Origin of the sequence: Amycolatopsis sp. 2-15 (assembly GCF_030285625.1) — a bacterium.
GTDB classification, from domain to species: Bacteria; Actinomycetota; Actinomycetes; order Mycobacteriales; family Pseudonocardiaceae; genus Amycolatopsis; species Amycolatopsis carbonis.
The window spans coordinates 9539701-9565874 of the sequence record NZ_CP127294.1; the positions used below are offsets into that span (position 1 = coordinate 9539701).

26 protein-coding genes are annotated in these 26174 nt (G+C 71.3%); 11 read left to right on the top strand and 15 right to left on the bottom strand.

Features of this window, described 5'->3' with window-relative positions; genetic code table 11:
- Nucleotides 1-18: 18 nt before the first annotated feature.
- Genes QRX50_RS46980 through QRX50_RS46990 form a run of 3 tightly spaced genes read right to left on the bottom strand, consistent with a single transcriptional unit; the run spans nucleotide 19 to nucleotide 4043 of the window.
- Complete coding sequence (locus tag QRX50_RS46980) at nucleotides 19-2319, bottom strand: [protein-PII] uridylyltransferase (RefSeq protein ID WP_285969502.1); 2301 nt, start codon at nucleotides 2317-2319, stop codon at nucleotides 19-21.
- Nucleotides 2320-2658, bottom strand: a complete 339-nt coding sequence (locus QRX50_RS46985; protein WP_285969503.1) for a P-II family nitrogen regulator — start codon at nucleotides 2656-2658, stop codon at nucleotides 2320-2322.
- Nucleotides 2655-4043 carry an ammonium transporter gene (locus QRX50_RS46990; protein WP_285969504.1) on the bottom strand — a complete coding sequence of 463 codons (1389 nt, stop codon included), beginning with the start codon at nucleotides 4041-4043 and terminating at the stop codon, nucleotides 2655-2657. The genes QRX50_RS46985 and QRX50_RS46990 overlap by 4 nt, the downstream gene beginning before the upstream one ends.
- A gap of 174 nt (nucleotides 4044-4217) precedes the next feature.
- Here QRX50_RS46990 and QRX50_RS46995 point away from each other — a divergent pair, with 174 nt between their 5' ends.
- Both QRX50_RS46995 and QRX50_RS47000 read left to right on the top strand, forming a co-directional pair.
- The gene (locus tag QRX50_RS46995; protein WP_285969505.1) at nucleotides 4218-5072 is read left to right on the top strand and encodes a putative RNA methyltransferase; all 855 of its coding nucleotides are present in this window, start codon (nucleotides 4218-4220) and stop codon (nucleotides 5070-5072) included.
- Nucleotides 5054-5665, top strand: coding sequence for a (2Fe-2S)-binding protein (locus QRX50_RS47000; RefSeq protein WP_285969506.1), 612 nt, complete (start codon nucleotides 5054-5056; stop codon nucleotides 5663-5665). Before QRX50_RS46995 ends, QRX50_RS47000 begins: the two co-directional genes overlap by 19 nt.
- A 17-nt stretch (nucleotides 5666-5682) precedes the next feature.
- Here the strand turns inward: QRX50_RS47000 and QRX50_RS47005 are convergent, their stop codons facing one another.
- Complete coding sequence (locus tag QRX50_RS47005; protein WP_285969507.1) at nucleotides 5683-7263, bottom strand: carboxylesterase/lipase family protein; 1581 nt, start codon at nucleotides 7261-7263, stop codon at nucleotides 5683-5685.
- Nucleotides 7264-7633: 370 nt separating this feature from the next.
- Between QRX50_RS47005 and QRX50_RS47010 the strand changes: the two genes are divergently transcribed.
- Nucleotides 7634-8920, top strand: a complete 1287-nt coding sequence (locus QRX50_RS47010) for an O-acetylhomoserine aminocarboxypropyltransferase/cysteine synthase family protein (RefSeq protein WP_285969508.1) — start codon at nucleotides 7634-7636, stop codon at nucleotides 8918-8920.
- Between the two features lie 8 nt (nucleotides 8921-8928).
- Nucleotides 8929-9405, top strand: a complete 477-nt coding sequence (locus QRX50_RS47015) for a CoA-binding protein (RefSeq protein ID WP_285969509.1) — start codon at nucleotides 8929-8931, stop codon at nucleotides 9403-9405.
- Here QRX50_RS47015 and QRX50_RS47020 read toward each other — a convergent pair.
- Genes QRX50_RS47020 through QRX50_RS47030 form a run of 3 tightly spaced genes read right to left on the bottom strand, consistent with a single transcriptional unit; the run spans nucleotide 9402 to nucleotide 11814 of the window.
- Nucleotides 9402-10487: a DUF1648 domain-containing protein gene (locus tag QRX50_RS47020; protein ID WP_285969510.1), complete on the bottom strand. Its 1086-nt coding sequence runs from the start codon at nucleotides 10485-10487 to the stop codon at nucleotides 9402-9404. The two genes, QRX50_RS47015 and QRX50_RS47020, sit on opposite strands and share 4 nt — an antisense overlap.
- The gene (locus QRX50_RS47025) at nucleotides 10484-10861 is read right to left on the bottom strand and encodes a GntR family transcriptional regulator (protein WP_285969511.1); all 378 of its coding nucleotides are present in this window, start codon (nucleotides 10859-10861) and stop codon (nucleotides 10484-10486) included. The genes QRX50_RS47020 and QRX50_RS47025 overlap by 4 nt, the downstream gene beginning before the upstream one ends.
- Nucleotides 10858-11814 (bottom strand): alpha/beta hydrolase, encoded by a 957-nt coding sequence (locus QRX50_RS47030; protein ID WP_285969512.1) that lies wholly within the window; start codon nucleotides 11812-11814, stop codon nucleotides 10858-10860. The genes QRX50_RS47025 and QRX50_RS47030 overlap by 4 nt, the downstream gene beginning before the upstream one ends.
- A 144-nt stretch (nucleotides 11815-11958) precedes the next feature.
- Here QRX50_RS47030 and QRX50_RS47035 point away from each other — a divergent pair, with 144 nt between their 5' ends.
- On the top strand, nucleotides 11959-12135 hold the full coding sequence (locus QRX50_RS47035) for a hypothetical protein (RefSeq protein ID WP_285969513.1): 177 nt from the start codon (nucleotides 11959-11961) through the stop codon (nucleotides 12133-12135).
- Between the two features lie 6 nt (nucleotides 12136-12141).
- On the opposite strand, the gene alc is transcribed toward QRX50_RS47035, so the two are convergent.
- Nucleotides 12142-13161: an allantoicase gene (gene alc, locus QRX50_RS47040; RefSeq protein ID WP_285969514.1), complete on the bottom strand. Its 1020-nt coding sequence runs from the start codon at nucleotides 13159-13161 to the stop codon at nucleotides 12142-12144.
- A 2-nt stretch (nucleotides 13162-13163) separates the two neighbouring features.
- Nucleotides 13164-14492, bottom strand: coding sequence for an allantoinase AllB (gene allB / locus QRX50_RS47045; protein WP_285969515.1), 1329 nt, complete (start codon nucleotides 14490-14492; stop codon nucleotides 13164-13166).
- 135 nt (nucleotides 14493-14627) lie between these two features.
- Here allB and QRX50_RS47050 point away from each other — a divergent pair, with 135 nt between their 5' ends.
- From QRX50_RS47050 to QRX50_RS47075, 6 genes are all read left to right on the top strand, one after another.
- Nucleotides 14628-15104 (top strand): helix-turn-helix domain-containing protein, encoded by a 477-nt coding sequence (locus tag QRX50_RS47050; RefSeq protein ID WP_285969516.1) that lies wholly within the window; start codon nucleotides 14628-14630, stop codon nucleotides 15102-15104.
- Between the two features lie 85 nt (nucleotides 15105-15189).
- Complete coding sequence (gene uraD / locus QRX50_RS47055) at nucleotides 15190-15675, top strand: 2-oxo-4-hydroxy-4-carboxy-5-ureidoimidazoline decarboxylase (protein WP_285969517.1); 486 nt, start codon at nucleotides 15190-15192, stop codon at nucleotides 15673-15675.
- The gene (gene uraH / locus QRX50_RS47060) at nucleotides 15672-15989 is read left to right on the top strand and encodes a hydroxyisourate hydrolase (protein WP_285969518.1); all 318 of its coding nucleotides are present in this window, start codon (nucleotides 15672-15674) and stop codon (nucleotides 15987-15989) included. The genes uraD and uraH overlap by 4 nt, the downstream gene beginning before the upstream one ends.
- Nucleotides 15990-15991: 2 nt before the next feature.
- Nucleotides 15992-16891, top strand: coding sequence for a factor-independent urate hydroxylase (gene pucL / locus QRX50_RS47065; RefSeq protein WP_285969519.1), 900 nt, complete (start codon nucleotides 15992-15994; stop codon nucleotides 16889-16891).
- Between the two features lie 25 nt (nucleotides 16892-16916).
- A complete protein-coding gene (locus QRX50_RS47070) occupies nucleotides 16917-18251 on the top strand; it encodes a nucleobase:cation symporter-2 family protein (RefSeq protein ID WP_285969520.1) in 1335 nt (444 codons plus the stop codon).
- On the top strand, nucleotides 18248-18844 hold the full coding sequence (locus QRX50_RS47075; RefSeq protein ID WP_285969521.1) for a TetR/AcrR family transcriptional regulator: 597 nt from the start codon (nucleotides 18248-18250) through the stop codon (nucleotides 18842-18844). The genes QRX50_RS47070 and QRX50_RS47075 overlap by 4 nt, the downstream gene beginning before the upstream one ends.
- Here the strand turns inward: QRX50_RS47075 and QRX50_RS47080 are convergent.
- The 6 genes from QRX50_RS47080 to QRX50_RS47105 form a co-directional block, all read right to left on the bottom strand.
- Complete coding sequence (locus QRX50_RS47080) at nucleotides 18841-20463, bottom strand: NAD-dependent malic enzyme (RefSeq protein ID WP_285969522.1); 1623 nt, start codon at nucleotides 20461-20463, stop codon at nucleotides 18841-18843. The two genes, QRX50_RS47075 and QRX50_RS47080, sit on opposite strands and share 4 nt — an antisense overlap.
- A gap of 78 nt (nucleotides 20464-20541) precedes the next feature.
- On the bottom strand, nucleotides 20542-21084 hold the full coding sequence (locus QRX50_RS47085; RefSeq protein WP_285969523.1) for a hypothetical protein: 543 nt from the start codon (nucleotides 21082-21084) through the stop codon (nucleotides 20542-20544).
- A gap of 54 nt (nucleotides 21085-21138) precedes the next feature.
- Complete coding sequence (pucD, locus tag QRX50_RS47090; RefSeq protein WP_285969524.1) at nucleotides 21139-23406, bottom strand: xanthine dehydrogenase subunit D; 2268 nt, start codon at nucleotides 23404-23406, stop codon at nucleotides 21139-21141.
- Nucleotides 23403-24743 (bottom strand): 8-oxoguanine deaminase, encoded by a 1341-nt coding sequence (locus QRX50_RS47095; protein WP_285969525.1) that lies wholly within the window; start codon nucleotides 24741-24743, stop codon nucleotides 23403-23405. The genes pucD and QRX50_RS47095 overlap by 4 nt, the downstream gene beginning before the upstream one ends.
- A complete protein-coding gene (locus tag QRX50_RS47100) occupies nucleotides 24740-25213 on the bottom strand; it encodes a (2Fe-2S)-binding protein (protein ID WP_285969526.1) in 474 nt (157 codons plus the stop codon). The genes QRX50_RS47095 and QRX50_RS47100 overlap by 4 nt, the downstream gene beginning before the upstream one ends.
- Nucleotides 25204-26073, bottom strand: a complete 870-nt coding sequence (locus QRX50_RS47105; RefSeq protein ID WP_285969527.1) for an FAD binding domain-containing protein — start codon at nucleotides 26071-26073, stop codon at nucleotides 25204-25206. The genes QRX50_RS47100 and QRX50_RS47105 overlap by 10 nt, the downstream gene beginning before the upstream one ends.
- Nucleotides 26074-26174: the final 101 nt, after the last annotated feature.

Genomic DNA, 26174 nt, shown 5'->3' on the forward strand with positions numbered 1-26174 from the left:
CGTAGCCCGCCCCCGCGCTTACGAAGCGGCGGTCAGCACGGCGTCCTCGACTTGGGCGCGCCAGGGCGAGTCGATGCGGCCCGTGGATGGGCTGACGGCGAAGGAGTCCACGACGGCGCCGCCCAGGGTGGTGGCTTTGGCCCAGTGCACGGAGGCGCCCGAGCGGCTCAGGGCGCGGGCGACGCGGAAGAGCAGGCCGATGCGGTCGGTGGCGCGCAGTTCGAGAACCACGGTGTTGGGGCCGCTGGTTTCGTCGTCGAACCAGAGGACCTTGGGGGCGACGACGGACGACGCGGTGGTGGCGTAGTCGCGTTCCTTGGCGGCGAGGCGTTGGGTCAGGGGCAGGGTGCCGGCGACGGCGCGGGAGAACTGTTCGCGCAGGAGGGTCGAGTCGGGCAGGGAGCCGAACTTGGGCGAGGCGGTGAAGACGCCGACGCGGTCGCGCAGGACGGCGGCGTGGACTTCCAGCGAGTTGAGCGCCAGGACGCCCGCGGCGGGCGCGAGGAGCTCGGCGCGTGACGGGACGGCGAGGGTCACCGTGACGACCTTGCCGTGGGCGGTGATGCGGACCTCGCCGATTCCCGAGCGGACGGCTTCGGCCATGAGCTCGCGTTGTGAACTGTCCAGGGGATCCGGTGCGGTGAAACCCTTGCCGTGCAGGGCTTCCTCACCGGCGGCGACCAAGTCGGCGAGCAAGCGCGCCTTCCAGTCGGTCCAGACGCTCGGGCCGGTGGCGAGGGAGTCGGCCTGCGTCAGGGCGTGGAGCAGGTCCAGCAGCACGATGTCGCCGTCCAGGGTTTTGGCGACGCGGGACACGGTGGCGGGGTCGGCGATGTCGCGGCGGGTGGCGGTGTGCGGGAGCAGGAGGTGGTGGCGGACCATCGCGGCGACCGTCTGCACGTCGGCCGACGGCAAACCGAGGCGCGCGGCCACCTGCGCGGCGATGTCGGCGCCCAGTTCGGAGTGGTCGGCGTCGCGGCCTTTGCCGATGTCGTGCAGCAGCGCGCCGATCAGGAGCAGGTCGGGGCGAGCGACGGTCGTGGTCAGGCGAGCAGCCTCGACGCACGTCTGCACGAGGTGCCGGTCCACCGTCCACTGGTGCACGGGCGAACGCGGCGGCAGGTCGCGCACAGCGCCCCATTCCGGGAACAGGCGGGCCCACAACCCCGTCCGGTCAAGGGCCTCGACGGCGTCGACCAGGCCCTCCCCCGCGCCGAGGAGCTCCACCAACGCGTTGCGGGCCTCGTCCGGCCACGGCGCGCGCAGTTCGGGCGCGGAGTCGGCCAGCGTGCGCAAAGTGCCGTGCGCGATGGGTTTGCCCGTGCGCGCCGAGGCAGCGGCGACGCGCAGCAGCAAAGCCGGGTCCTTCGCGGGTACGGCGTCACGGGCGAGCGACACCTCGTCGCCGTGCAGCACCACGCCCTCGGCCAGCGGGGTGCGCGAAGGCCGTCGCCCGAACCGCGGCCGGGAAGGCTCCACAGTGGACCGCAGGGCGACGTCGACGGCGTAGGCGATCGTCCGTCCCGCACCGGAAAGCTTGCGCGCCAACGTGAACCGGTCGGCGAGCCCGAGCTCCGAAGCCACGACCTCGGCTTCCGGCGCGCTCAGGATGTCCCGCTCCCGGCGAAGCTCCCGGCGCAGCTCCGTGCGCACGTCGAGCAGCAGCGCCTTGGCCGCCAGCAGCTCCTCACCCGGACGCGCGGTGAGCTGCGCGAGCGCCAGGGCCTCCAGCACCGCGAAATCCCGCAGTCCGCCACGGCCGTGCTTGAGATCCGGTTCCGCCGACTGCGCGATTTCGCCGCTGCGCCGCCACCGGGTGCGCACGGAGTCGGCCAGCTCGTCGAGCCGCTTGCGGGCCGTGCGCCGCCACTGGTCGCGTGCGGCGGACGCGAGCCGCGAGGTCAGCTCGGCGTCGCCCGCGAGGTGGCGGGCGTCCAGCAAGCCGAGTTGCGTACGCAGGTCCTCCGAAGCGACCTTCAGCGCTTCACCCGGCGTACGCACCGAGTGGTCGAGCCCGAGTTTCGCGTCCCACAGCGGATACCACAACGCGTCGGCGAGCTCGCCGACGCGCGGGTTCCCGTTGTGCACCAGCACCAGGTCCAGATCCGAGAACGGCACCAGCTCGCGCCGCCCCAGGCCGCCGACGGCGACCAGCGCGACACCAGCGGTGGCAGTGCCGTCTACGCCGGCCGCCGCAGCGCCCTTCGCGAGCCAGAATTCGTACAGGTCCACCAGAGCCGCCCGCAGCGCGGCCGGACCGTGGCGGCCCGTCAGCAGCTGCTCTCGAGCCCGGACCAGTTCACCCCCGTGAGTGCTCACCTAGAGCGCATCCGCTCCGCGCTCGCCGGTGCGCACCCGGATCACGGTCTCGACCGGCGTCACCCACAGCTTGCCGTCGCCGATCTTGCCCGTGTGCGCGGCGGTGGTGATCGCGTCGAGGACCTTCTCCACGTTCGCGTCGTCCGTCACGACCTCGATCTTCAGCTTCGCCACGAAGTCCACGGAGTACTCGGCGCCGCGGTAGACCTCGGTGTGACCCTTCTGCCTGCCGTAGCCCTGGACCTCGCTCACCGTCATGCCGAGCACACCCAGCTGCTCCAGCGAGGAGCGGATGTCGTCGAGCGTGAACGGCTTCACGATCGCGGTGATGAGCTTCATGCCTTGGTCTCCTCGAACTTCGCAGGGGCGATGGCGGACTTGACCGGGATCGTGGTCGGCTGGCCGAGCCCGCCGCCCATGCCGGTGAAGTCGTAGGCGCTCTCCGCGTGCTGGGCCTCGTCGATGCCGCTGACTTCGTCTTCGGTGCTGACGCGGAAGCCGCCCGCCTTCTTGATGACGAACCCGATGATGGCCGTCAGCACGAACGAGTACCCGAACACCGCGCCCGCCGCGGCCGCTTGGCGACCCAGCTGGGTGAAGCCGCCGCCGTAGAACAGCCCGTCGGCGCCGAGGGAGTTGACGGCCGTGGTGCCGAAGAAGCCGATGAGCAGCGTGCCCACGATGCCGCCGACGAGGTGGACACCCACGACGTCAAGCGAGTCGTCGAACCCGAAGCGGTACTTCAGCGACACGGCCAGCGCGCACAGCACACCGGCGATCACGCCGATCGCGATGGAGCCGAGCGGGCTCACGAACCCACACGCCGGGGTGATCGCGACCAGACCCGCGACGGCGCCGGACGCGGCACCCAGCGTGGTCGGCTTGCCGAACTTCAGCTGCTCCACCAGCAGCCAGCCGAGCACGGCGGCCGCGGTGGCCACGGTCGTGTTGGTGAACGCGACGGCCGCGAGGTCGTTGGCGGCCAGCGAGGAACCGGCGTTGAAGCCGTACCAGCCGAACCACAGCAGCGAGGCGCCCAGCAGCACGAACGGCACGTTGTGCGGGCGGCCCGTGTCCTTCGGCCAGCCCTTGCGCTTGCCGAGCACGATCGCCAGCGCCAGGCCCGCCGCGCCGGCGTTGATGTGGACCGCGGTACCACCGGCGAAGTCGAGCGCCTTGAGGTTGTTGGCGATCCAGCCGCCGACGGAGTTCTCACCGAGGAAACCGTTGAACGAGAACACCCAGTGCGCCACCGGGAAGTACACGACGGACACCCAGATCACCACGAACAGCGTCCAGCCCCAGAATTTCGCGCGATCCGCGATCGCGCCGGAGATCAACGCCGGCGTGATGATCGCGAACATCAGCTGGAACATGCAGAACGCGAGCAATGGCAAGGCATCCGGGCCCGGCCACGGAACGGCCGGCGCGGAATCCGTGGCGGCCGCGGCGAAGCCGACCAGCTTGCCGAAGGTGTCCGACAACCCGGCGAGGTCGAAGTTACCGACCAGGCCGCCGAAAGCGTCGTTGCCGAAGGACATGGAGAAGCCGAAGAGGACCCACAGCACCCCCACCACGGCCAGCGCGATGAAGTTCATCATCAGCATGTTCAAGACGCTCTTCGCGCGGACCATGCCGCCGTAGAAGAACGCCAGTCCCGGTGTCATGAGCATGACCAGCGCGGCGCCGGCCAGCACCCACGCGGTGTCTCCTGCGTTCAGCACAATCGTCCTCCCGTGCCCTGGGTAGATGACCCGGAAGTCTTGGTTCCGGGTGTTTCACGGGGCGGCGCCGAAGGTTTCGCGGGCGTGAACTACTCCGTCGGGCTTGTTACGAGAAGGTTTCCCGCCACGCGGGGTGGGGTGTCCGATTGCGAAACGTCATGGTCGAATAGCCGCATGACCTCGGCCGGACCCGGAAATGACCCACTGCCACGACGGGTCGTGGACGCCCTCCGGTGTTCGGTGTGCCTTGCCCCGGTCGGGTTAACGGGCCGCACGGTGCGTTGCGAAGACGGTCACTCGTTCGACTTGGCCCGCCAGGGTTACGTCAACCTGTTGCACGCACGCATCCCCGCCGGCACCGCCGACACCGTGCCGATGGTGGAAGCGCGTTCGGCGCTCCTGAATTCCGGCGCGTACGCACCCCTCGCCGACGAGCTCGCGCGTGTCGCCGCACCCGCCGCCACGGGCCTCGTGATCGACGCCGGCGCCGGCCCCGGTTACTACCTCGCGCGCGTACTCGACGCCGCGCCGGAGGCGACCGGGCTCGCGCTCGACGTCTCCGCCGTCGCGCTGCGCCGGGCCGCCCGGGCACACGAGCGGCTGGGCGCCGTGGTGTGGAACCTGTGGGAGCCCTGGCCCGTCGGCGACGGCGTGGCTTCCGTGGTGCTCGACGTGTTCTCCCCGCGCAACCCGGCGGAGTTCCACCGCGTGCTCGAGCCCGGGGGTGTGCTCGTGGTGGCCGCGCCGCTGCCCGGGCACCTCGCCGAGCTGGGCGACCTGGTGCTGTCCGTGGACGAGCGCAAGGAGCAGCGGCTCGAAACGGCGCTGGGCGACCGGTTCACGCGGGTGTCGCGAGTGGACGTGGTGCACACGGCGCCGTTCACCGCGCGCCAGGTGCACGACGTGGTCGCCATGGGTCCCGCCGGCTTCCACCTGGACCGCGACGGCCGCCGCGAACGCCTCGAAGCCGCTGAAGGCCGGGACGTGACGCTCGCGGTCGGGGTGAGCGTGTGGCGGAGGCAGCCGTGACACCGGCCGCGCTGCTGGCCGACGCGCCCTGGGTGCGCGCCCGCATCGACGGCGCCGCGAAGCTCTACGGCTCCGCGGTGCCCGAGGTGATCGGCACGATCTGGTGGTACTCGCTGTCGTCCGTGCTCGTCGCGCCGACGATGGAGTCGCTCGCCGCCGGTGGCGAGGTGCTGGACCCGTCGCTCGACGCCGTCGAGCTGGACCTCGGGCCCGACGGGCGGTTCCTCGGCTCCCGTTCGACACGGGCGCTGAGCGGGCCGCTCGGACCGGCACTCGGCGCGGCGCTGAACACGGCCATCACCACCATCGCCGAGGTCACCGGCGCCCGGCCGCGAGCGCTGGGCGCGATCGCGACGGACTCCATCGCCAACCGACTGCTGTGGGCTTCCGCGCCGCAGCTGGCAGCCGACGTCGTGGCGTCCACCGGCCTCGGCCTGCCCGCGCCGCGGTACGTCACGGTCGGCCGGGTGCAGGCGGTGAAGCGCGCGTCGTGCTGCCTGATCTACGAAGTCGGCAACCCGAAGTGCGTCAGCTGCCCGCGGCAGACGCCCGAAGACCGCGACGCACGGCTGCGCAGGGCCCTCGGCGGGTAAGGCTCAGTGACCCGGGCTCACACCCCGACCTGGCGCCACAGCGAGCACTTCGACTGTGTCTGCGGGTCGATCGGCCCGACCTGGTCCGGCGCGAACCGCTGCACGCGGGCGCCTTCGGAAAACCTCGGCCACGTGGGCAGGCCCGCGCCGTTGGGATCGCCGGTGCGGGCGAAGTTCGTCCAATACCCGATCATCGTGCGCGACAGTTGCTGCTGGGCCGCGTTGCCCTTGGCCTCCCAGAACAGGTAGCCCATTTCCAGGCCGTGGGCCGCGCCGAGCGGGAAGCCCGGCGGCACGGCGTAGCCCGGGATCGGCGGCGCGTTCTCGTCGGCGAAGAAGTACGTGTACACCGGCCGTCCGGCGGAGGCGAGGGTCTCGGCGTCGGCCGCCGGTCGGGCAGCCCCAGCCGTCGTCCGTGGTGGCGGCCGCCCAGGACAGCGACGCGGCGAAGGGCCCGGTGCCCTGCGGGGTAGGCGGCGGCGATCTTCGCCGCGGAGGCCGCGCCGTAGGTGTCCGCGAGCAAACCCTGGTACGTCGGCTGGTCGAACTTCATCCCGCCGGCCATCGTGGCGGCGACGTAGAGGCGCAGCTCGTCGCGGTTGGAGCCGAACAGCACGGGGATCGGCAGCGTCCGGCCTTCGCGCATCGACGTTTCCGGCGAGCCGGGCAGCGCGGACGTGCCATAAGGCGTCGCGGTGAACACCTCGGTGTAGCCGCCGTCGAGCCACTGCTTCACCGGCACGCAGGCACCCGAGCACGTCCGGGTCCTTGCCGCAGCCGAACTTCGCGACCGCGGTGGTGCCGGCGGCCTGCGCGTCCTTCAGCGGCGTGAACAGCGTGTGGCGGCCCAATCCCGTGGCCAACGCATTCTTCGCGAAGTACGCCGGGCACGAGCTGCTCTCCATGATCGCGCGCTCGATCAGCCCCTTGGCCTGCGGCGCGGACAGCAGCGCGCAGGTCGCGAACGCCCCCGACGACTCGCCGAACACCGTGACGTTGCCCGCGTCGCCCCCGAACGCGGCCGCGTTCTGCTTCACCCAGCGCAGCGCTTCGAGCTGGTCCTGCGTGCCGAAACTGGCGTTGTCACCGAGCTGCGGCAACGCGAAGTTGCCCATCGCGCCGATCCGGTAGTTCACCGTCACGACCACCACGCCACCCTGGTCGACGAGGCGGGCGGGGTCGTAGTCGGCGCCCGCACCGGTGCCGTCGCCGCCGTGCAGCCACACCATCACCGGGCGCGAGGTGCCGGATTTCGCGGGCGTGGTGACGTTGAGGTAGAGGCAGTCCTCGTTCAGGCTCGGCTGGCCACCGGGCGAGCCGGCCGCCTGCAGGCACCGGTTGCCGGGCTTGTCCGCGGCTCGCGTGCCCTGCCGCGGCTGCGGCGGCCGGGGTGTGGCCCAGCGCAGCGCACCCACCGGCGGCTGCGCGTACGGCACGCCCTGGAACTGGTGTACCGCGCCGTTTTCCGTGCCCTTCAACGTGCCCGAGGCGGTGTGCACCTCAAGCCCGCTGTCCGGCGAGGACGCGCCGCTCCCGCCCGCCGAGCACCCGGCAGCCAGCAGCGCCGCAGCGGCCACGATGGTCAGCACCTTGCGCACGTCCGGCCTCCCGAGTCGAAGATCACCACGAACGGTAGGCGGTTCGTCTCCGTCCGGCATCACCAGGAAAAACGACCCAGGGCCCGACCAAAGCACGAGCGAGCCCGGCGATCACAAAACGTCCCCTCGACCGGATGTCTTCGGGTGCCCGACGGCTCCGAGCAGCTTGAGGAGCGACGATCAAGCCCTGCCGCCGGAGGCCCAGTGCCGGATGGCCGTCCGCATGGGCGGGGAAGTGCACGAGATGGATGCGAGTCACTCGCCGTTCCTGTCGAATCCGCGAGCGGTGGCGGCGATCCTGAAGTCGGTGTGACGATCACAGTCCGGGAGAGATGGCCCGCGGAGGCCTCGCTGAGTAGCGTGGCGGCTGATGAGTGAACGCACCTGGGGCTTCCGCACCCGCGCCCTGCATGCGGGTGGCACGCCCGACCCCGCCACCGGCGCGCGCGCCGTGCCGATCTACCAGACCACCAGCTTCGTGTTCGAGGACGCGGCCGACGCGGCCAACCTCTTCGCGCTGCAGAAGTACGGGAACATCTACAGCCGCATCGGCAACCCGACCGTGGCCGCGTTCGAGGAGCGGCTCGCGAGCCTCGAAGGCGCCATCGGCGGCGTGGCGACGGCGAGCGGCCAGGCCGCGGAGTTCCTCACCTTCTCCGCGCTGGCCGAGGCGGGTGAGCACATCGTGTCCGCGAGCGGCCTCTACGGCGGCACCGTCACGCAGCTCACCGGCACCCTCAAGCGCTTCGGCGTCGAGACGACGTTCGTCAACGGCGGTATCGAGGACTACGCCAAGGCCGTCACCGACAAGACGCGGCTGATCTACACCGAGGTGATCGGCAACCCGTCGGGCGCCATCGCCGACCTGGCCGGGCTCGCGGACCTGGCGCACTCGCACGACATTCCGCTGGTCGTCGACGCGACGCTCGCCACGCCGTACCTGTGCCGCCCGATCGAGCACGGCGCGGACATCGTGCTGCACTCGGCCACGAAGTTCCTCGGCGGCCACGGCACCACGCTCGGCGGCGTGGTCGTGGAGTCGGGCCGCTTCGACTGGGGCAACGGCAAGTTCCCGCGCATGACCGAGTCCGTCGACTCGTACGGCGGCCTGAAGTACTGGGAGAACTTCGGCGAGTACGCGTTCTGCACGCGCCTGCGAGCCGAGCAGCTGCGCGACATCGGCGCGGTGCTCTCGCCGCACTCGGCGTTCCTGCTGCTGCAGGGCGTGGAGACGCTGCCGCAGCGGATGGACGCGCACGTGGCCAACGCGAAGGCCGTGGCCGAGTACCTGAACGCCGACCCGCGCGTGGCCTGGGTTTCCTACGCCGGGCTACCGGACCACGCCGATCACGAGCTGGCCCGCAAGTACCTGCCGGCCGGACCGGGCGCGGTGTTCTCGTTCGGGGTCAAGGGTGGCCGGGCCTCGGGTGAGAAGTTCGTGGAGTCGGTGGAGCTGCTGTCGCACCTGGCGAACGTCGGCGACGCCCGCACGCTGGTGATCCACCCGGCGTCGACCACACACGCGCAGCTGTCGGACGACCAGCTGGCGGCCGCGGGCGTCGGCCCGGATCTGATCCGGCTTTCGGTGGGGCTGGAAGACGTCGAGGACATCCTGTGGGACCTCGACCAGGCGCTTGACAAGGCGGTAGCGGAATGAGCACGGCGGTGAGTTACGACGTTTCGGCCGTGGAGCGGCGGCGCATCCTCGGCCGCACGCGGTCGGTGACGGTGATCGGCGCGTCGGCCAACCCGGCGCGGCCGAGCTTCTTCGTGGCGACGTACCTGACGTCGTCGACGCGGTACGAGGTCAACTTCGTGAACCCGCGCCTCGACACGCTGCTCGGCAAGCCCGTGTACCCGACGCTGGCCGACGTGCCGGGTGAGATCGACCTGGTGAGCGTGTTCCGCAAGCACGACGACCTGCCGCAGGTCGCCGAGGAGGTCATCGCGGCGGGCGCGCGCACGTTGTGGCTGCAGCTGGGCCTGTGGCACGAGCAGGTCGCCGACCGCGGCCGGGAAGCCGGGCTCGACGTGGTGATGAACCGCTGCGTGAAGATCGAGCACGCGCGTTTCGCCGGTGGCCTGCACCTCGCGGGCTTCAACACAGGCGTGATCAGCTCGCGGCGCCAGACCGCTCCTTAACGAACCACCAGCGGCACGGTGATCACGGCGGCGATCAGCACCACGAACCCGCCGATCGCCACGGGATTGGCGAAGTTGAGCGTCCAGCCGATGCCGAAGCGCTTCGGTACGAAGACGGCATGGTCAGCGCGGTTGACGTAGAGCAGGCCGCCTTTCCAGAAGCGGTCGTCGTCGCGTTCGACGGCGTCGCGGGGCGGTTCTTCGTCGGTCGCCAGCCGGCTGCCGCCTTGGCCGACGCGCACCACGAACCCGAGCAAGCCCAGCGCACCCACCACCGTCGGCAGCAGGATCGGCACGATCGAGGTCGGGTTCGCACCCGACCAGATCTGCCATGAAACCAGGAGCACGGTCAGATTCACGCACGCGGTGAACAGGAGCAGCACCCGCGCCAGGTACGTCGCGAAGACGCGGTGCTGGGCGGCGCTGCCCCGGGGCCGGGACGGGTCGAGGTCGGGCCGCAACCGCGGCGTGGCGTAGGCGAGGCCCAGCATCAGCACGGTGAGCCCGGCCTGCACGAACACCGTCCCGAACGCGCTGCCCACCGACTTCGCGGCCGTGCGGTCGGGTGCGCCGGAGGCGTTGTAGTGCAGCGTCAGCGTCGCGGGCAGGTCCGGATAACGCACCACGCCGAGCACCACCGTCGCCGCGAGCACGAGGAGCGCGGGGACCGCCCACAGCCACGGGAACGGCGGCCGCACGGCCCGGGACGTGTCCGCGCTGACCGTCTGGCGCAGGCCTTCGTACCAGTCCTCGCGCTGCTTGGCCGACCGGATCACGGCGCGGGCCCGCACGTAACCCGGCGCGACGACGCCCAGCAGCGCCACCACCACGAGCACCGGCACGAGCACTTTCTGCACGACCAGGGCGGCCACCAGCCCGCCGAGCACCAGCGCCGTGCCGGCCGCGCCCACCCACCAGCGGTAGATCCGCCGCTGTTCGACGATCAGAGGGTCGCCGACGCGCTCAGGCGGCACGCGGACGCCGAACGGCACGGTCGGCTTCGCCACCGACGGCATCACCCACGCCGCCGCGAGCAGCAGCACCGGCAGGAGCAGGTCCAGCAGCACGATCTCCCCGATCATGCCGTCACCTCCTCGAAGGTCTTCAAAGTCTCCTCGCAGTGAGCCAGCACCGCGCGCTCGTCGAGGCCGTGGGCGATCGCCTCGGCCAGCAACGTCTTCAGCCTGGCCTGCCAGGCGGCCGCGAAACCCGCGGTCGACGCGCGCCGCACCACCGCACCGCTTTTTCTGGTGATCAGCAGCAGCCCGTCGCGCCGCAGCTGGTCGTAGGACTTGTTCACGGTGTGGAAGTTGATCCCGAGGTCCACGGCCAGCTGCCGCGTCGAGGGCAGCGGGTCACCGTCGGCGAGCTCCCCCGCCGCGATCGCCTCGACGACGCGGTCGTGGATCTGCTGGTAGATCGGGACCTCGCTGGTGAGGTCGACGTCGAGGATCATCGGTGCTCCAGAAAGGTGCGCAGGGCGGTGACCACGCTCGGGGCGAGCACCTGGTCGTTGACCGGCGTGCCGGGCGCGTGCTGGAAGTGGTCCACGGGCAGTGGCCGCGGCAGCGTACGGAGCGCGACGGCCAGCGGCGGGGTGGTCCGGCACGGCACCTGGGTGTCGGAAGTGCCGCAGGTCAGCAGGACACGCGTGCCGGGCCGCGCGACGGACGGCGGGTAGACCGCGTCGTCGCTGCGGACGAACTTGACGTTGCCGGGGCTGAAGATGGCCTGCTGCAGGAAGGTCGTGAGCTGCGTGCTCATCCCGGTGTAGTCGAGCGGACGCCCGGCGCGGAAATCGGTGATCACGCGGGCCAGCGCAGCCTGGTCGGGCGCGGTGACCTGCGCGTCGAGCTGCATCTTCAGCAGGTCCAGCAGCCGGAGGTCCTGGGGCGCGAGCAGCACGAGGCTCGCCACGCGAACCTGCCGCGCGACGAGCATCGCCTGCAACCCGCCTTCGCTGTGGCCGACGATCGACACGTCATGCGCTCGCACCTCCGGCTGAGCCTGGAGCGTGGTGAACGCAGCCGTCGCCTGGCGTGTGAACGTCGCCAGGTCCAGCGTCGCCGGATCGATCCCGCCCAGCCCGGTGCGGCCCGTGCCGTACTTGTCGAACCGCAGCGTCGCGACGCCGTCTCGGTCGAGCGCGCCGGCGAGCAGCTTCAAGGTCGCCGGCGCGACCGTCGGCGGCTCGTTGCCGTCACGGTCGGTGGGGCCGCTGCCGGGGATCAGCAGCGCCGCCGGGACCCGCGCGCCGGCCCGGTGCGCGGGGACGTGCAGCGTGCCGTAGGCGGTGACCCCGTCGGACCCGAACTGCACTTCCCGGTCGGTCGCCGCGACCGCGGCGGGCGCGGCGGTGGCCCCGCTCGCGACCAGCACGGCGGCGGTGAGGATGGCGGTAAGGCTCATGTATCTGTTCTACAACTCATAGAACAGACGTGCAAGCCTCCCCACTGCGACCTGCGACAGACCACTGCGCCCCAACGCAACCAACGCCGCATCGGGGCAGGTCCTGCCGCGAAGGGCTGGTCAGGCCCATGAGAAAGTGGCTGCATGGCCAAACCGACCCCGCTGCAGATGCGTAACGCCCTGGCCGCCGTGTTGATGGCGGCGGGGTTCATCTGGAACGTCGTGACCGGCGGACCGTGGTGGCTCGGGGCGATCTTCGCCGTCGGCACGCTGCTGTCGTGTGCCTCGATCTACCTGAACCGGCCCGGCGCGAAATCCTAGAACCCGTCAGGCCGTCGTTTCGGTGAAGCGCGAGGTGACGGCTTCGCGGCCGCGTTTGGTGAGCTCGCCGTAGAGGCGCAGGCGGGCGAGGCCGCCGTCCGGGTAGATGTCGAGGCGGGCTTCGGTGATCTGCGGGTCGTCTTCGAGCGCGAAGCGGTGGCGGGTGTCCGGTTGCAGGCGGGTGCGCGGAAGCAAGGAAACCCAGTCTCCGTCGTCGAGGCGGCCCGACAGCGCGGCCCAGCCCGGCGCGTTGCCCTTGAGGTTGCTCGTGTCGACCTCGGCGAAGCGGACGATACCGGCGCCGGCGAGGCGCACGGTCACCCAGTCGTTGCCGTCGTCGCGGCGGCGCGCGGTTTCCCAGCCCTCGGCCTGGTGCGCGGCGAGCCCGGGCGAGAACAGGTTGTTGGGCGACGAGTAGAACATGTTGCTGCAGCCCGTGACGACGCCGCCGTTGGTCAGCGCCGCGAGGTCGAGCGAACGCGGGTCCAGCAGCGCCGGGTCGGGCACCGGCGAGCCGTGCACGCGCAGGCGGGCCACGCCGCCATCCGGGTGCTGCGTGAGGCGGACGTGGGTGAACCGCCGGGGCGAGGAGACGTTGAAGAAGTTCTCTGCGTCACCGACCACCGGCTCCTGGTCGACCAGCACTTCCCAGTCCACTTCGGACAATTCTGCCGCGCTCGGGTAGCCGGGCACCGACACCGCTTCCACCGAGACGAACGGCGGGTAGTTGCCCTTGAAGAACGCCGTGTCCACCACCACGCCCGACACCACCCCGGCGACGCCGAGGCGCAGCACGGCCTGGTCGTCACCCGGTTCGCGGTGCCGGCGCGTCTCCCAGCCGTCGTAGACCTGCCCCTTCGGCCCGAACGTCTCGGCCCGGTGCGCGGGGCGCCACGGGTTGACGAGGTTCTCCTTCTCGGCGAACAGCTCGTCGCTCGCCCACATCACCGTGCCCCCGAACACGCGGGAAGCGAGATCCGGCTGGGCTGTCCACTCGGGACGGTCATGCGACACGTGGTCCTCCATCTCTAGCAGTTCCCCCTGGTCAACAGCTCTCCCCGCGGCTCGTCGCCGGTCACCGGCGCACCCCGCAGCCACGTGCCGCGCACCACGCCGGCCAGCGGCCGCTGGTCGTACGCGCTCACCGGGTTGCGGTGCTTCAGCGCGGCGACGTCGACGACAAACGCCTCGTCGGGCGCGAACACCGAGAAGTCCGCGTCGTAGCCCACCGCGAGGTGGCCCTTGCGCGTCATCCCCACCTGCGCCGCCGGGCGCTCGGCCATCCACCGCACCACGTCGGCGAGGCCGAACCCGCGTTGACGCGCCTGCGTCCACACCGCGGGCAGCCCCAGCTGCAGGCTGGAGATCCCGCCCCACGCGAGGCCGAAATCACCGGTGTCGAAGCGTTTCAGTTCCGGCGTGCACGGCGAGTGGTCGCTCACGATCGTGTCGATCACACCGTCGGCGAGGCCCTGCCACAACAGTTCCCGGTTGGCCGCCTCGCGAATCGGCGGGCAGCACTTGAACTGCGTGGCGCCGTCGCGGATCTCCTCTGCGACGAAACTCAGGTAGTGCGGGCACGTCTCCACCGACAGCGCCACACCCTCGCGGCGCGCGCTCGCGATCAGCGGCAGAGCGTCCGAAGAGGACAGGTGCAGCACGTGTGCGCGAGCACCGGTGCGCCGAGCCGCCTCGATCACGTGCGTGATGGCCAGGTTCTCGGCGCCGCGCGGGCGGGAGCCGAGGAAGTCGGTGTACTTCTCGCCGTGCGGGTCGGGTGCGGCGTCGATGGCCTCGGAGTCCTCGGCGTGCACGATCATCAACGCGTCAAAGGAGGTCAGCTCGCGCAGCGCCGCCTCCAGACCCGCGGCGTCGAGTGGCGGGAACTCGTCGACGCCGGAGTGCAGCAGGAAACACTTGAACCCGAACACGCCCGCCTCGTGCAGCGCGCGCAGATCACCGGTGTTGCCCGGGATCGCCCCTCCCCAGAACCCGACGTCCACGTGCGTGCGCCCCGAAGCCGCCTTGCGCTTCACCTCCAGCGCGGCGACGTCGACCGTCGGCGGCAGGCTGTTGAGCGGCATGTCGACGATCGTCGTGACCCCGCCGGCGGCGGCCGCACGCGTCGCGGTCTCGAAGCCCTCCCACTCGGCGCGACCGGGGTCGTTCACGTGCACGTGGGTGTCCACGAGCCCCGGCAGCAGCACCTCGTCGGCCGCGAGTTCGACCACCCGATCACCGGGCAGGTCGACGATTCCCTGCTCCAGCGCGACAATCCGGCCGCCGTCGACCCCCAGCGTCGCGGGGCCGACGCCGGCCACCGTCACCGCCCGTACGGCGCGCACCACGAGATCCATCTGCGGGCACACTCCTTCTCCCGTCGGCGAGACCGGCAGGTTGTTTCACAGTACGGAAAGTATCTTTCGCCAACCGAGATTAACCACGACGCTCTCGCCTCGTCAACGCCTCGCCCTCCACGTTACGGTCACGGGGTGGAGCTAGAAGCCGAGTTCACCAGCGAACCCTTCCAGGGCGAGGGCGCCCCGCCGGAGCACGCCGTGCGCGCTCGCGACGCGGCCCGCGACGCCGGACTCGACACCGACTTCGGTCCACTCGGCACACTCGCGCGCGGCTCGGCCGACCAGCTGGTGAACGCGTTGCCGGCCATCGCGCGAGCCGCCCTCGAAGGCGGCGCCACGCGCGTCACCGTCCAGCTGCGCCGCACCGACGAACCCCCGCCGACCCCGCCTGTCGAGCTCAACACCGCGCTGGCCCGGCTCATCGCCGACGTCGAGCGCGAGCTGGGTGCGAAGCTCGGCGATCTCGACCGCCCGGACAAGCAGCGGGCAGTGCGGCTCTTGCGCGAACGCGGCGCCTTCAGCCTGCGGAAATCGGTCTCCGCGGTGGCCGAAGCGCTGGGCGTCACGCGCTTCACGGTCTACAACTATCTCAACCGGGAAGTGGACTGACCAGCGCGTTCAACAAAATGTTGACGGCGGCGCGAGGGCGCCGTACCGTCGGCAGGCACCAGCTCCCCCGCAGCGAGGAGATCCTGTGCCACTCGCACTCGCCGAGTTCAACACCGCCGACGCCGCCGATGTGCGGCCCGCGCTCACGGCCTGCCTGGCCGTGCCGCGCTGGGTCGACGCGGTACTCGCCGGCCGGCCGTACGCGGACTTCGGCGCGCTCCTGACCGCCGCTGAAAAAGCCACTCCCCTGCACCGCGACGAGGTGAGCGCCGCCATCGCCGCCCACCCGCGGATCGGGGAGAAGCCGACGAGCAAGGGCGCCGACGCCGAGTGGTCGCGCTCCGAACAGTCCGGTGTGGACAACGCCGCCGAGTTCGCCGCCGCCAACGCCGAGTACGAAGCCCACTTCGGCCACGTGTTCCTCGTGTGCGCCGGCGGCCGCAGCGGCGCCGAACTGCTCGCGAACCTGCGGTCGAGGCTGGGCAACGACCCCGAGACCGAACTCGACGTGGCAGGCGCGGAGCTGGCGAAGATCGCCGCGCTGCGCCTGCGGAAAGCGATAGAAGCATGAGCTTGGTGACTACGCACGTGCTCGACACGGCCGCGGGCAAACCGGCCGCCGGCATCGCCGTGCGATTCGAACGCGGAGACGGCACGCCGCTGGCAGAGGGCGTCACCGACGAGGACGGCCGCGTCCGCGATCTCGGCCCCGACACCCTCGAACCCGGCGTCTACCGGCTCGTCTTCGACACCGGCGCCTACCTCGGGCCCGAAGCGTTTTTCCCCGACGTCACCATCGCGTTCCGCATCACCGACGGCACTTCACACCACCACGTGCCGGTGCTGCTGAGCCCGTTCGCCTACTCGACTTATCGCGGGAGCTGACCGTGGGAATCTCCTTGGGCCCCAACCAGTACGGCAAGGCGGAGGTCCGCCTGGTCACCGTCCGCCGCGACGGTCCGGTGCACCACCTGCGCGACCTCACCGTGTCCACGGCCCTGAGCGGCGACCTCGCCGCAACGCACCTGACCGGCGACAACTCGGCCGTCCTGACCACCGACGCGCAGAAGAACACCGTCTACGCGTTCGCGAAGCAGCAGGACGTCGGCGAGATCGAGGACTTCGCACTGCGCCTGGGCCGTCACTTCGTGGCCACGCAGGAGGCGATCACCGGAGCGCGCATCACCGTCGCCGAGCACGCCTGGGAACGCATCCCCGTCGACGGCGATCCGCACGACCACGCCTTCAGCCGCTCCGGCGGCGAAAGCCGGACCACCACCGTGACCGTGCACGCCGACCGCGCGTGGGTGGTGTCCGGTGTGGACGGTCTGACCGTGCTCAAGTCGGGCGGCTCCGAGTTCCACAGCTTCCCGCGCGACGAGTACACGACGCTCGCCGAGACCGACGACCGCATCCTCGCCACCGCCGTCACCGCGCGCTGGCGCTACGACGGCGACCCAGCCGACCGCGACGTGGACTGGGCGAAGAACCACCAGGAGATCCGGCGGACGCTGCTGCAGGCGTTCGCGACGAAACACAGCCTGTCGTTGCAGCAAACCCTGTACACGATGGGTGAGGCCGTGCTGCTCGCACGGCCCGAGGTCGCCGAGGTCCGGCTTTCCCTGCCGAACAAGCACCACTTCCTCGTCGATTTGAGCCCCTTCGGCCTCGAGAATCACAACGAGGTGTTCTACGCCGCCGACCGCCCCTACGGCCTCATCGAAGGCACCGCGGTCCGCGACGAAGCCGAAGAGCCCGGCCCGGCCCGGACCGACGCCGTGCTCTAGCTCCGAATCCCCACCGGGAGAGCACATGTCAGAACGACCATCCCGTCATCCCGTCGATGTGCGCCCGAAGTGGCCACAGCTCGTGCTGGGCGGAATCCAGCACGTCGCGGCGATGTACGCCGGCGTGGTGGCCCCACCGCTGGTGATCGGCGCGGCCGTCGGGCTTTCGCCCGGGCAGCTGAGCCTGCTCATCAGCGCGTCGCTCTTCACCGCCGGCCTCGCGACGCTCTTGCAGACGCTCGGCGTGTGGCGCTTCGGCGCGCGGCTGCCGCTGGTCAACGGCGTCACGTTCGCCTCCGTCGCGCCGATCCTCTCGATCGCGCAGCAGCACGCCGGCAACGCGCTGGGTGTCGTCTACGGCGCGACGCTCGTCGGCGGCGTGTTCGTGGTGCTGGCCGCGCCGTTCTTCTCGAAGCTCACGCGGTTCTTCCCCCCGGTGGTGACGGGGACCGTGATCACACTCATCGGCGTCTCGCTGCTGCCGGTGGCCGTGCAGTGGATTTCCGCGCAGCAGCCGGCCGCGCGGCCGAGCGGGCTGCTGCTGGCGGGCGTCACGCTGGTCGCGGTGCTGGTGTTCACGCGGTTCCTCAAGGGTTTCTGGAGCCGGATCGCCTTGTTGCTGGGCCTGGTCGCCGGGACGCTGCTGGCGTGGCCGCTGGGCGAAGTCGACACATCGACACTCAAGCAGGCACCCGTGTTCGGCATCGCCACGCCGTTTCACTTCGGCGCGCCGGTGTTCGACATCGCGGCGATCGTGTCGATGCTCATCGTGATGCTCGTGGTCATGGCCGAGAGCACGGCCGACCTGCTGGCGCTGGGCGAGATCGTCGGACGGCCGACCACGAGCCGGACCCTGGCCGACGGCCTGCGCGCCGACGGGCTCGCCACCGCCGTGAGCACGGTGTTCGGCGGGTTCGCGTGCACGGCGTTCGCACAGAACATCGGGCTGGTGTCGCTCACGCGGATGGTCAGCCGGTACGTGGTCGCGGCCAGCGGTGTGGTGCTGGTGGTGCTCGGCGCGCTGCCAGTCACAGGCGGGATCGTGGCGCTCGTGCCGCAGCCGGTGCTGGGCGGGGCCGGGCTGGTGCTGTTCGGCAGCGTCGCGGTGAGCGGGGTGCGGACGCTGGCGAAGGCGTCGTTCGAGCATCCCGGCAACGTCGCGATCGTCGCCGCGTCGCTGGGCGTGGGCCTGATCCCCATCGCGGTGCCGGGTTTCTACTCGGGATTTCCGGCGGCACTGCAGGTGGTGCTGAACTCCGGCATCAGCGCGGGCTGCCTCACGGCCGTGGTGCTGAACCTGGTCTTCGGCGAGCGGTTGATAGAACGCTCTACCGCCCCGGAGCTATCCTCTGTGCCGTGACAGGCACGAAGGACCGCATCCTGGCCGCGGGCGCGGAGCTCTTCCGCCGCGGCGGCTACACCGGCACGGGCGTGAAGCAGATCGTCGAGAAGGCCGGCGCGCCCTTCGGCTCGCTGTACCACTTCTTCCCCGGCGGCAAGGAACAGCTCGCCGAAGAGGTCATCCGCACCTCGGGGATGGAGTACGCGCAGCTCTACGACCTCTTCATCGCCCCGGCGCCTGATGTCGTGAGTGGCATCGAGGCGTTCTTCGCCGCCGGGGTGACCACGCTGCTGGACACCGACTACGTCGAGGGCTGCCCGATCGCCACGGTGGCCCTGGAAGTCGCGACGACGAGCGAACCGCTGCGCCAGGCGACGGCCGACGTGTTCAACGCGTGGATCGACGCGGGCACGGAGAAGTTCGCCGCGTTCGGCCTGCCGGCAGAACAGGCGCGGGTGTTGACGATCGCGCTGATCACCAGTCTGGAGGGCGCTTTCGTGCTGGCGCGCTCGATGCGTTCACCGGAACCGATGGCGGTGGCCGGCGCCGCCGTGGTCGACGTGGCCCGGCGGATCCTGGGCGAGCTGGGCCACGACGGGAAGAAGCGCTAGCGGTAGTCGGGCGTCCAGCGGGTTCGGCGGACCGTTGCGGCGAGGTGGTCGTCCGGCCGGGCGACGCCGTCCTTCACGGCTTGCTCGGCGACGGCCGTGGCGATCCGCGTGGCGACCTCGGGCACGTCCTCCCACGCCGGCAGCAGCGGTTCCTCCGGGTCGGCGAGGGCCGGTGACGCCTCGCCGAGCGTCTTCGCGGCGACGCGCATCATCGCGTCGGTCACGCGGGTGGCGCCGGACGCGGTGACGGCCAGGCCGATGGCCGGGAAGATGTAAACGTTGTTGCACTGCGCGACGCGGTGCTGCTTGCCGTCGCGCTCGACCGGCGCGAACGGCGAGCCCGTGGCCACGAGGGCGCGGCCGCCGGTCCAGAAGTCCAGCTCACGCGGGTGCGCTTCGGCGCGGCTGGTGGGGTTGGAGAGCGGAAAGATGATCGGCCGGTCGGTCTTGGCGGCCAGCTCGCGCACGATGTCCTCGGTGAACGCGCCCGCCGCCGTCGAGAGGCCCAGCAGCACACCGACGTCGACGTTGTGCACTACGTCAGCCAGCGCGGTGCCCGTCCAGCCCTGGGTGCGCGCGGCGGGCTGGGCGAAGCGGCGCTGGCTTTCCGACAAGTCGGTGCGGTCGTCGGTGAGCAGGCCGGCGATGTCGACGGCCCAGATGCGCTCGGCCGCCTCGGCGTCGGACAGGCCCTGCGCCACCATCTCCTGGCGGATCATCTCCAGGACGCCGATGCCGGCCGAGCCCGCGCCGAGCATCACCACCTGCTGTTGGGAAAGCGGCCGCCCCGCCACCTTCGCCGCCCCGTGCAGCGCCCCGAGCGCGACCGCAGCCGTGCCCTGGATGTCGTCGTTGAACGTGAGCAGACGGTCGCGGTAGCGCTCGAGGATCGGCTGGGCGTGCGCGGTGGCGAAGTCCTCCCACTGCAGCAGCACCTCGGGCAGCTCTTCGCGCACCGCCGTGACGAAGTCGTCCACGAACGCGTAGTACTCGTCGTCGCCGATGCGCCGGTGGCGCCAGCCGAGATACTGCGGATCTTCGAGGCGCTCGACGTTGTCGGTGCCCACGTCGAGCAAGATCGGCAATGTGCGCGCGGGATCGATGCCGCCGATGAGCGTGTAGAGCGACAGCTTCCCGATGGGAATGCCCATGCCGCCGATGCCCTGGTCGCCCAGCCCGAGGATGCGCTGTCCGTCGGTGACCACGATGACGTCGACTTCGCGCCGCGGCCGGTTCCGCAGCACCTCGCGCAGGTGCTCCCGGTCGGGATACGCCACGTACAGCCCACGCGGGCGCCGGTAGATCTCGCTGAACCGCTGGCACGCCTCGCCGACGGTGGGCGTGTAGACGATCGGCAGCGTTTCCTCGAGGTGCTCGGCGAGCAGCCGGTAGAACAACGTCTCGTTGCGGTCCTGCAGCCCGCGCAGGAACACGTGCTTGTCCAGATCGGCCGGCCGGCGCGCGAGCTCCTGGTAGGTGTGCGCCACCTGCTCGCCGATCGTCTTCTCAGCGTTGGGCAGCAGCCCGAGCAGGCCCAGCTCCCGGCGCTCGTCGTGGGTGAACGCGGTGCCTTTTGTCGTCAACGCGTCGAACAGCCGCTCGTGCCCGCGGTCCGGCATGCGTGCTCCCCGTCTGATCCACATCGGACGTTCCGCATCGACTCAACCACGGTGCCGTGGCGTCCGCCAGCCCGCCAATCACCAACCGGACACCACGGCGCGGACCGCCTTCTCCGGCTCGAAACCGGCGATCTTGGCCCCGAGCGCGGCCCGCAACACCGCTGCGGCCCGTTCGAACATCGGTTCCGAGGAACACATGAAATCGAACGCCGCCTGGTCCGCGGTGAGCGAGCCCGGCGGCAACGGCGAGCCGGCGGTCAACCCCGCGACCACGGCCGCGGCGAATTCGGTGGGCAGACCCACGATGAGCGGCGACGACCACAGCGCCCCCGGAAAGGTCGGTGCGTCCCCGCAGCCGCCCGCGTCGAAAGCCGAGACACCCACCTCGATCCGGGTACGCGCGCCGTCGCCGGCAGTGAGCCTGCCCCCGAGGAACGCGCGCCCAGGGTTGCCGCTGATGCGGCGCAGCACTTCGACGTGGGCCCGCACGCTCCCCGTCGCAAGCGCGCCAGCCGCGATGGACGTGCGAGTCCACGTCGACACGGTGTGCGCCGCGAAGTCCCGTCCGTTGCCAACCGCGACCACGCCGTGCTGCGGGACGTCGCAGATCATGTCCGTCACCGGGTCATTCTTGACCCGCCGGCAAGCCGGCACCAGCGATTTCCCCGCCGGGCCCTACGTCCCCGTCAGGTGTTCCGGCCGGACCGGCACCCGGGTGAGCGCCAGGCCCGTCGCGGCGCGGATGGCGGCGACGATGGCCGGGGTGGAGGAGATGGTGGGGGGTTCGCCGACGCCGCGGAGGCCGTAGGGGGCGTGCGGGTCGGGGCGTTCGAGGACGTCGATGGACATCGGGGGCATGTCGAGGACGGTGGGGATGAGGTAGTCGGTGAAGGAGGGGTTGCGGACGCGGCCGCCGTCGACCTGGATTTCCTCCATGACGGCGAGGCCGAGGCCCTGGGCGGAGCCGCCCTGGATCTGGCCGAGGACGGCCTGCGGGTTGAGGGCGCGGCCGACGTCCTGGGCGCAGTCGAGGGCGACGACCTTCACCAGGCCGAGCTCCACGTCCACGTCGACCACGGCGCGGTGGGCCGCGAAGCCGTATTGCACGTGGGCGGTCCCCTGGCCAGTGACAGGGTCGAGCGGATAGGTGGGGCGGTGGCGCCATTCGACCGTCTCGTCGAAGGTCGAGGAGCCCAGCACCGACGCGAGATCCGCCAGCACCACGCCGTCGGCCGCGACGAGCTTGCCGCCGTGCACGCGGCTCGAAGCGGGCAGCCCGGCGTGCGAAACCAGGCGGGAACGCACGGCGGCGCAAGCGGCCTGCACGGCGCCGCCGGTCACGTAGCTCTGGCGCGACGCCGACGTCGACCCGCCGTTGCCGATGGAGGTGTCCATGGGCAGCACGGTCACCTGCTCCACGCCGAGCTCGGTGCGCACGATCTGCTGCATGATCGTCACGAGCCCCTGCCCGACCTCGCACGCCGCGGTGTGCACGGTGGCCGCCGGCTCGCCGCCGACGAGCTGCAGCCGTACGCGCACGGTGGAGTAGTCGTCGAAGCCCTCGGAGAAGCAGACGTTCTTGATCCCCACGGCATACCCGACGCCACGCACCACGCCTTCGCCGTGCGTGGTGTTGGAGACGCCGCCGGGCAGGTGGCGCAGGTCGAACTCCCGGGAAGCGGGCAACGGCCGCGCACGCAGCCGTTCCAGCAGTTCGGCGACGGGCGCGGCCGAGTCCACGACCTGGCCCGTCGGCATCACGGCGCCCTCGGTCATCGCGTTGCGGACGCGCAGCTCGACCGGGTCGAGGCCGCACGCGGTGGCCAGCTTGTCCATTTGCGACTCGTACCCGAACGCCGCCTGCACCGCACCGAAGCCACGCATCGCGCCGCACGGCGGGTTGTTCGTGTAGGCGCCCCAGCAGTCGACCGACACGTTGTCCACTGTGTACGGTCCGACGCCGAGCGTCGCCGCGTTGGCCACCACCGCGCCGGTGGACGACGCGTACGCGCCGCCGTCGAGGAACAGGCGCGCGCGGACGTACACGAGCCGGCCGTCGAAGGTGGCGCCGTGCTCGTAGTACATCTTCGCCGGATGGCGGTGCACGTGACCGTAGAAGGATTCCTCCCGGTTGTAGACCATCTTCACCGGCTTGCCGGTGTGCAACGCGAGCAGGCACGCGTGCACCTGAATCGACAGGTCCTCGCGGCCGCCGAACGCGCCGCCGACGCCGCCGAGCGTCAGCCGCACCTTCTCGACCGGCAGCCCGAGCGCGGCGACGATCTGCTGCTGGTCCACGTGCAGCCACTGCGTCGCGACGTACAGGTCCACGCCGCCGACCGTGTCGGGCACCGCGAGCCCCGACTCCGGCCCGAGGAAGGCCTGGTCCTGCATGCCGACCTCGTACACGCCGGACACCACGACGTCGGCCGGCACGTCCGCCGAGCCACGCCGGATCCGCACGTGGCGCACCACGTTGCCGCCGTCGTGCAGCGACGGTCCCTCGCCTGCCACGGCTGCTTCCGAGCTGGTGACCGGCGTCAGCTCCTCATACGTCACCTTGATCCGCTTCATCGCCCGCCGTGCCGTCTCCGGGTGGTCGGCGGCCACGAGCGCCACGGGCTCGCCCTGGTAGCGCACGACGTCGTCGGCCAGCACCGGCTGGTCGGCGTGCTCCAGCCCGTACCGGTTGACGCCGGGCACGTCCTCGTGGGTCAGCACCGCGTAAACCCCTTGCACGGCAAGGGCTTCCGTGAGGTCGATCCCGGTGATCCGCGCATACGGGTGGGGGCTGCGCAGGGTCGCGCCCCACAGCATGTCCTCGTGCCACAGGTCCGAGGAGTACGCGAACTCGCCGCGCACCTTCACAATGCCGTCGGGCCGCGGCGCGTTGGCGCCGACCCCGTTGACGGTGGCCTGTGCAGTGGTGGTGGTCGTTGTCATCGGTCCTCCCGCAGCCGGGCGCTCGCCGCGGCCAGGTCACGGGCGATCGCGGTCTCGTCCTCCTCCCGCAGCGTGCCGTGCTCCACCACGGTCCGGCCGCCCACGAGCAGCCGCGCCAACGGCGGCGTCGCGCCCAGCACCAGCGCGGCGACCGGATCGGTGATGCCCGCGTATTCGAGCCCCGACAGGTCCCACACGGCGAGGTCGCCGACCTTGCCGGCCTCGATCGAGCCCAGCTCGGCGTCGCGGCCGAGGCAGCGCGCGCCGCCCATGGTGCCGAGCCACAGCGCTTCCCGGGTGGTCAGCGCGGTCGGCCCGCCGCGTTGGCGCGCCTGCAGCAACGCCTGGTGCAGCTCCTCGCCGAGCCCGCCGGACTCGTTGGACGCGGCGCCGTCGACGCCGAGACCCATGGGTGCGCCGGCGTCGAGCAGGTCGCGCACGGGAGCGATGCCCGCGCCGAGCCGCCCGTTGGACGTCGGGCAGTGCGCCGAGCCCGTGCCGGTGGCACCGAAGCGGCGGATCGCGTCGGGCGAGAGGTGGATCGTGTGCGCGAGCCAGACGTCGCTCGCCAGCCAGCCGAGCTTGTCCGCGTACTCGGCCGGCGTGCAGCCGACCTCGGCGAGGCACTGGCGTTCCTCTTCGAGTGTCTCGGCCAGATGCGTGTGGAGCCGCACGCCCTTGCGGCGCGCCAGGTCCGCCGCGCCGGTCATCAGCCGCTCGGTGACGGAGAACGGCGAGCACGGGCCGACCGCGATCCGCAGGTGCGCGTCGGGCGACGAGTCGTGGAACCGGTCGATCACCGCCTCCGTGCCGAGCAGCGCGGCGTCGGTGCCCTCGACGAGGTTGTCCGGCGGCAGGCCACCGTCGGACTCGCCGCGGTCCATCGAGCCGCGCACGAAGTGCAGCCGCACGCCGATGCGCTGCCGGGCCGCGACGAGCGCCTCGACCTGGTCGCCGCCGTCGCGGGGGAAGACGTAGTGGTGGTCGGCCACGGTCGTGCAGCCGGTGAGCGCGAGCCGAGCCATCCCGGCGGTGCCCGCGGCGTGCGTGATCTCCGCGTCGAGCCGGCCCCACACGGGGTAGAGCGCCACGAGCCACTCGAACAGCGTGTGGTCGGCGGCCATCCCGCGCGTGGCCCACTGGTAGAGGTGGTGGTGGGTGTTGACCAGGCCCGGCGTGACGAGGCAGCCGGACGCGTCGACGTGCTCCTCGGCGTCGCCGGTGAAGGTGCCTTCGCCGACTTCGGCGATCACGCCGTTGTCCACGAGTATGTACCCCGAGTCGTATTCGGGGCCGCTGACGGTGGCGATCGCGGCGTTCTCGATGACCGTCCTCATGCGACACCACCCTTCAGGACAGCAGCCTCGCGGACGGCGTCGAGGATCTTCTCGTATCCGGTGCACCGGCAGAGGTTCCCGGCGAGCGCCTCGCGGATCTCCTCGTCGCTGGGCTGGGCCACGCGGTTGAGCAGGTCGTGGGCCGCGACGACGAGGCCCGGCGTGCAGAAGCCGCACTGCACGGCGCCGTTGTCCACGAAGGACTGCTGCACGGGGTCCAGCTGGTCGCCGTCGGCCAGCCCTTCGACGGTCCGCACCGCGCGCCCCTCGACCTGGCCGGCCGCGACGAGGCACGAGCACACCGGCACGTCGTCGAGGTACACCGTGCAGGAACCGCATTCGCCTTGCTCACAGGCGTTTTTCGAACCCGGCAGGCCGAGCCGCTCGCGCAGCACGTAGAGCAGGCTCTCGCCTTCCCACACGTCGTCGGCCTCGCGGGCCTCGCCGTTGACGGTCACGTTCACGCGCACGTGCGCTCACTCCCCAGGTGTTCGTCCCAGGCCCAGGTCAGCGTGCGCCGAGCGAGCACGGCCAGGGCGTGTCTGCGGTAGTCCGCGCTGCCGCGGACGTCGTCGATCGGTGCGGCGGCCTCGGCCACGAGGTCGCCGAAGCGCCGTTTCAGCGAGTCCGCCAACGCTGTGGGCGCGTCCCACGGCAGCTCGACGGCCAGGAACTCCTCGGCCGCTCGGGCCCGGCGCGGAGTGGGTGCGGCGGACCCGACCGCGGCGCCGACCTCACGCCGTGAAGGCCGCAGGTTCACCGCGAAGGAACAGACGGCGATCACCATCGCGTTGCGCGTGCCGACCTTCGCGAACTGCTGTGGGCCCGCGTGTGCGGGCAGGTGGACGGCGGTGATCAGCTCGTCGGGCTCCAGCGCGTTGCGCTTCACGCCGAGGTAGAACTCCTCCGCCGGCAGCACCCGTGTCCCCCGCACGGACGCGACCTCCACGCGTGCGCCGAGCGCGAGCAGCACCGGGTGTGTGTCGCCGGCCGGTGACGCGGCGCCGAGGTTGCCGCCGACCGTGCCGCGGTTGCGGATCTGCGGCGACCCGACGGTCCGCGACGCCATCGCCAGCGCGGGCAAGGGTTCACCCAGCTCGGTGATCACGCGCGAATAAGGCACGGCGGCGCCGAGCCGGATGGTGCCGTCCGAAGTGGACCACTGGGCCAGCTCCGCGACGCCGGTGAGATCAAGCAGCGCGGCCGGGCGGCGGTGGTCGAAGTTCAGCTCGACCATCACGTCCGTGCCGCCGGCGATCGGCACCGCGTCGGGGCGTTCGGCCTTCACGGCCAGCGCCTCGGCCAGATCGGCGGGTCGCAGGAAATCCACGCTCGAGCTCCTCCCCTCGGGCTGGGTGTCCAGTACACGCCGAACGCGCCCGCGCGGCAACGGTGCCCCGCCATGAAAGCCGCCCCAGCGAAAGACCACCC

Excerpts from the sequence above, each read along its gene's own strand:
- QRX50_RS47025 (WP_285969511.1), bottom strand. The coding sequence starts at position 10,861 with ATGATCCTCGACGTCGACCTCACCAGCGAGGTCCCGATCTACCAGCAG.
- pucD (WP_285969524.1), bottom strand. The coding sequence starts at position 23,406 with ATGACAACGACCACCACCACTGCACAGGCCACCGTCAACGGGGTCGGC.
- QRX50_RS47030 (WP_285969512.1), bottom strand. The coding sequence starts at position 11,814 with ATGAGCCTTACCGCCATCCTCACCGCCGCCGTGCTGGTCGCGAGCGGG.
- QRX50_RS47070 (WP_285969520.1), top strand. The coding sequence starts at position 16,917 with ATGTCAGAACGACCATCCCGTCATCCCGTCGATGTGCGCCCGAAGTGG.
- QRX50_RS46985 (WP_285969503.1), bottom strand. The coding sequence starts at position 2,658 with ATGAAGCTCATCACCGCGATCGTGAAGCCGTTCACGCTCGACGACATC.
- QRX50_RS46995 (WP_285969505.1), top strand. The coding sequence starts at position 4,218 with ATGACCTCGGCCGGACCCGGAAATGACCCACTGCCACGACGGGTCGTG.
- allB (WP_285969515.1), bottom strand. The coding sequence starts at position 14,492 with ATGGATCTCGTGGTGCGCGCCGTACGGGCGGTGACGGTGGCCGGCGTC.
- alc (WP_285969514.1), bottom strand. The coding sequence starts at position 13,161 with ATGGAGGACCACGTGTCGCATGACCGTCCCGAGTGGACAGCCCAGCCG.
- QRX50_RS47020 (WP_285969510.1), bottom strand. The coding sequence starts at position 10,487 with ATGATCGGGGAGATCGTGCTGCTGGACCTGCTCCTGCCGGTGCTGCTG.
- QRX50_RS47010 (WP_285969508.1), top strand. The coding sequence starts at position 7,634 with ATGAGTGAACGCACCTGGGGCTTCCGCACCCGCGCCCTGCATGCGGGT.
- QRX50_RS47035 (WP_285969513.1), top strand. The coding sequence starts at position 11,959 with ATGGCCAAACCGACCCCGCTGCAGATGCGTAACGCCCTGGCCGCCGTG.
- QRX50_RS47095 (WP_285969525.1), bottom strand. The coding sequence starts at position 24,743 with ATGAGGACGGTCATCGAGAACGCCGCGATCGCCACCGTCAGCGGCCCC.
- uraH (WP_285969518.1), top strand. The coding sequence starts at position 15,672 with ATGAGCTTGGTGACTACGCACGTGCTCGACACGGCCGCGGGCAAACCG.
- QRX50_RS47080 (WP_285969522.1), bottom strand. The coding sequence starts at position 20,463 with ATGCCGGACCGCGGGCACGAGCGGCTGTTCGACGCGTTGACGACAAAA.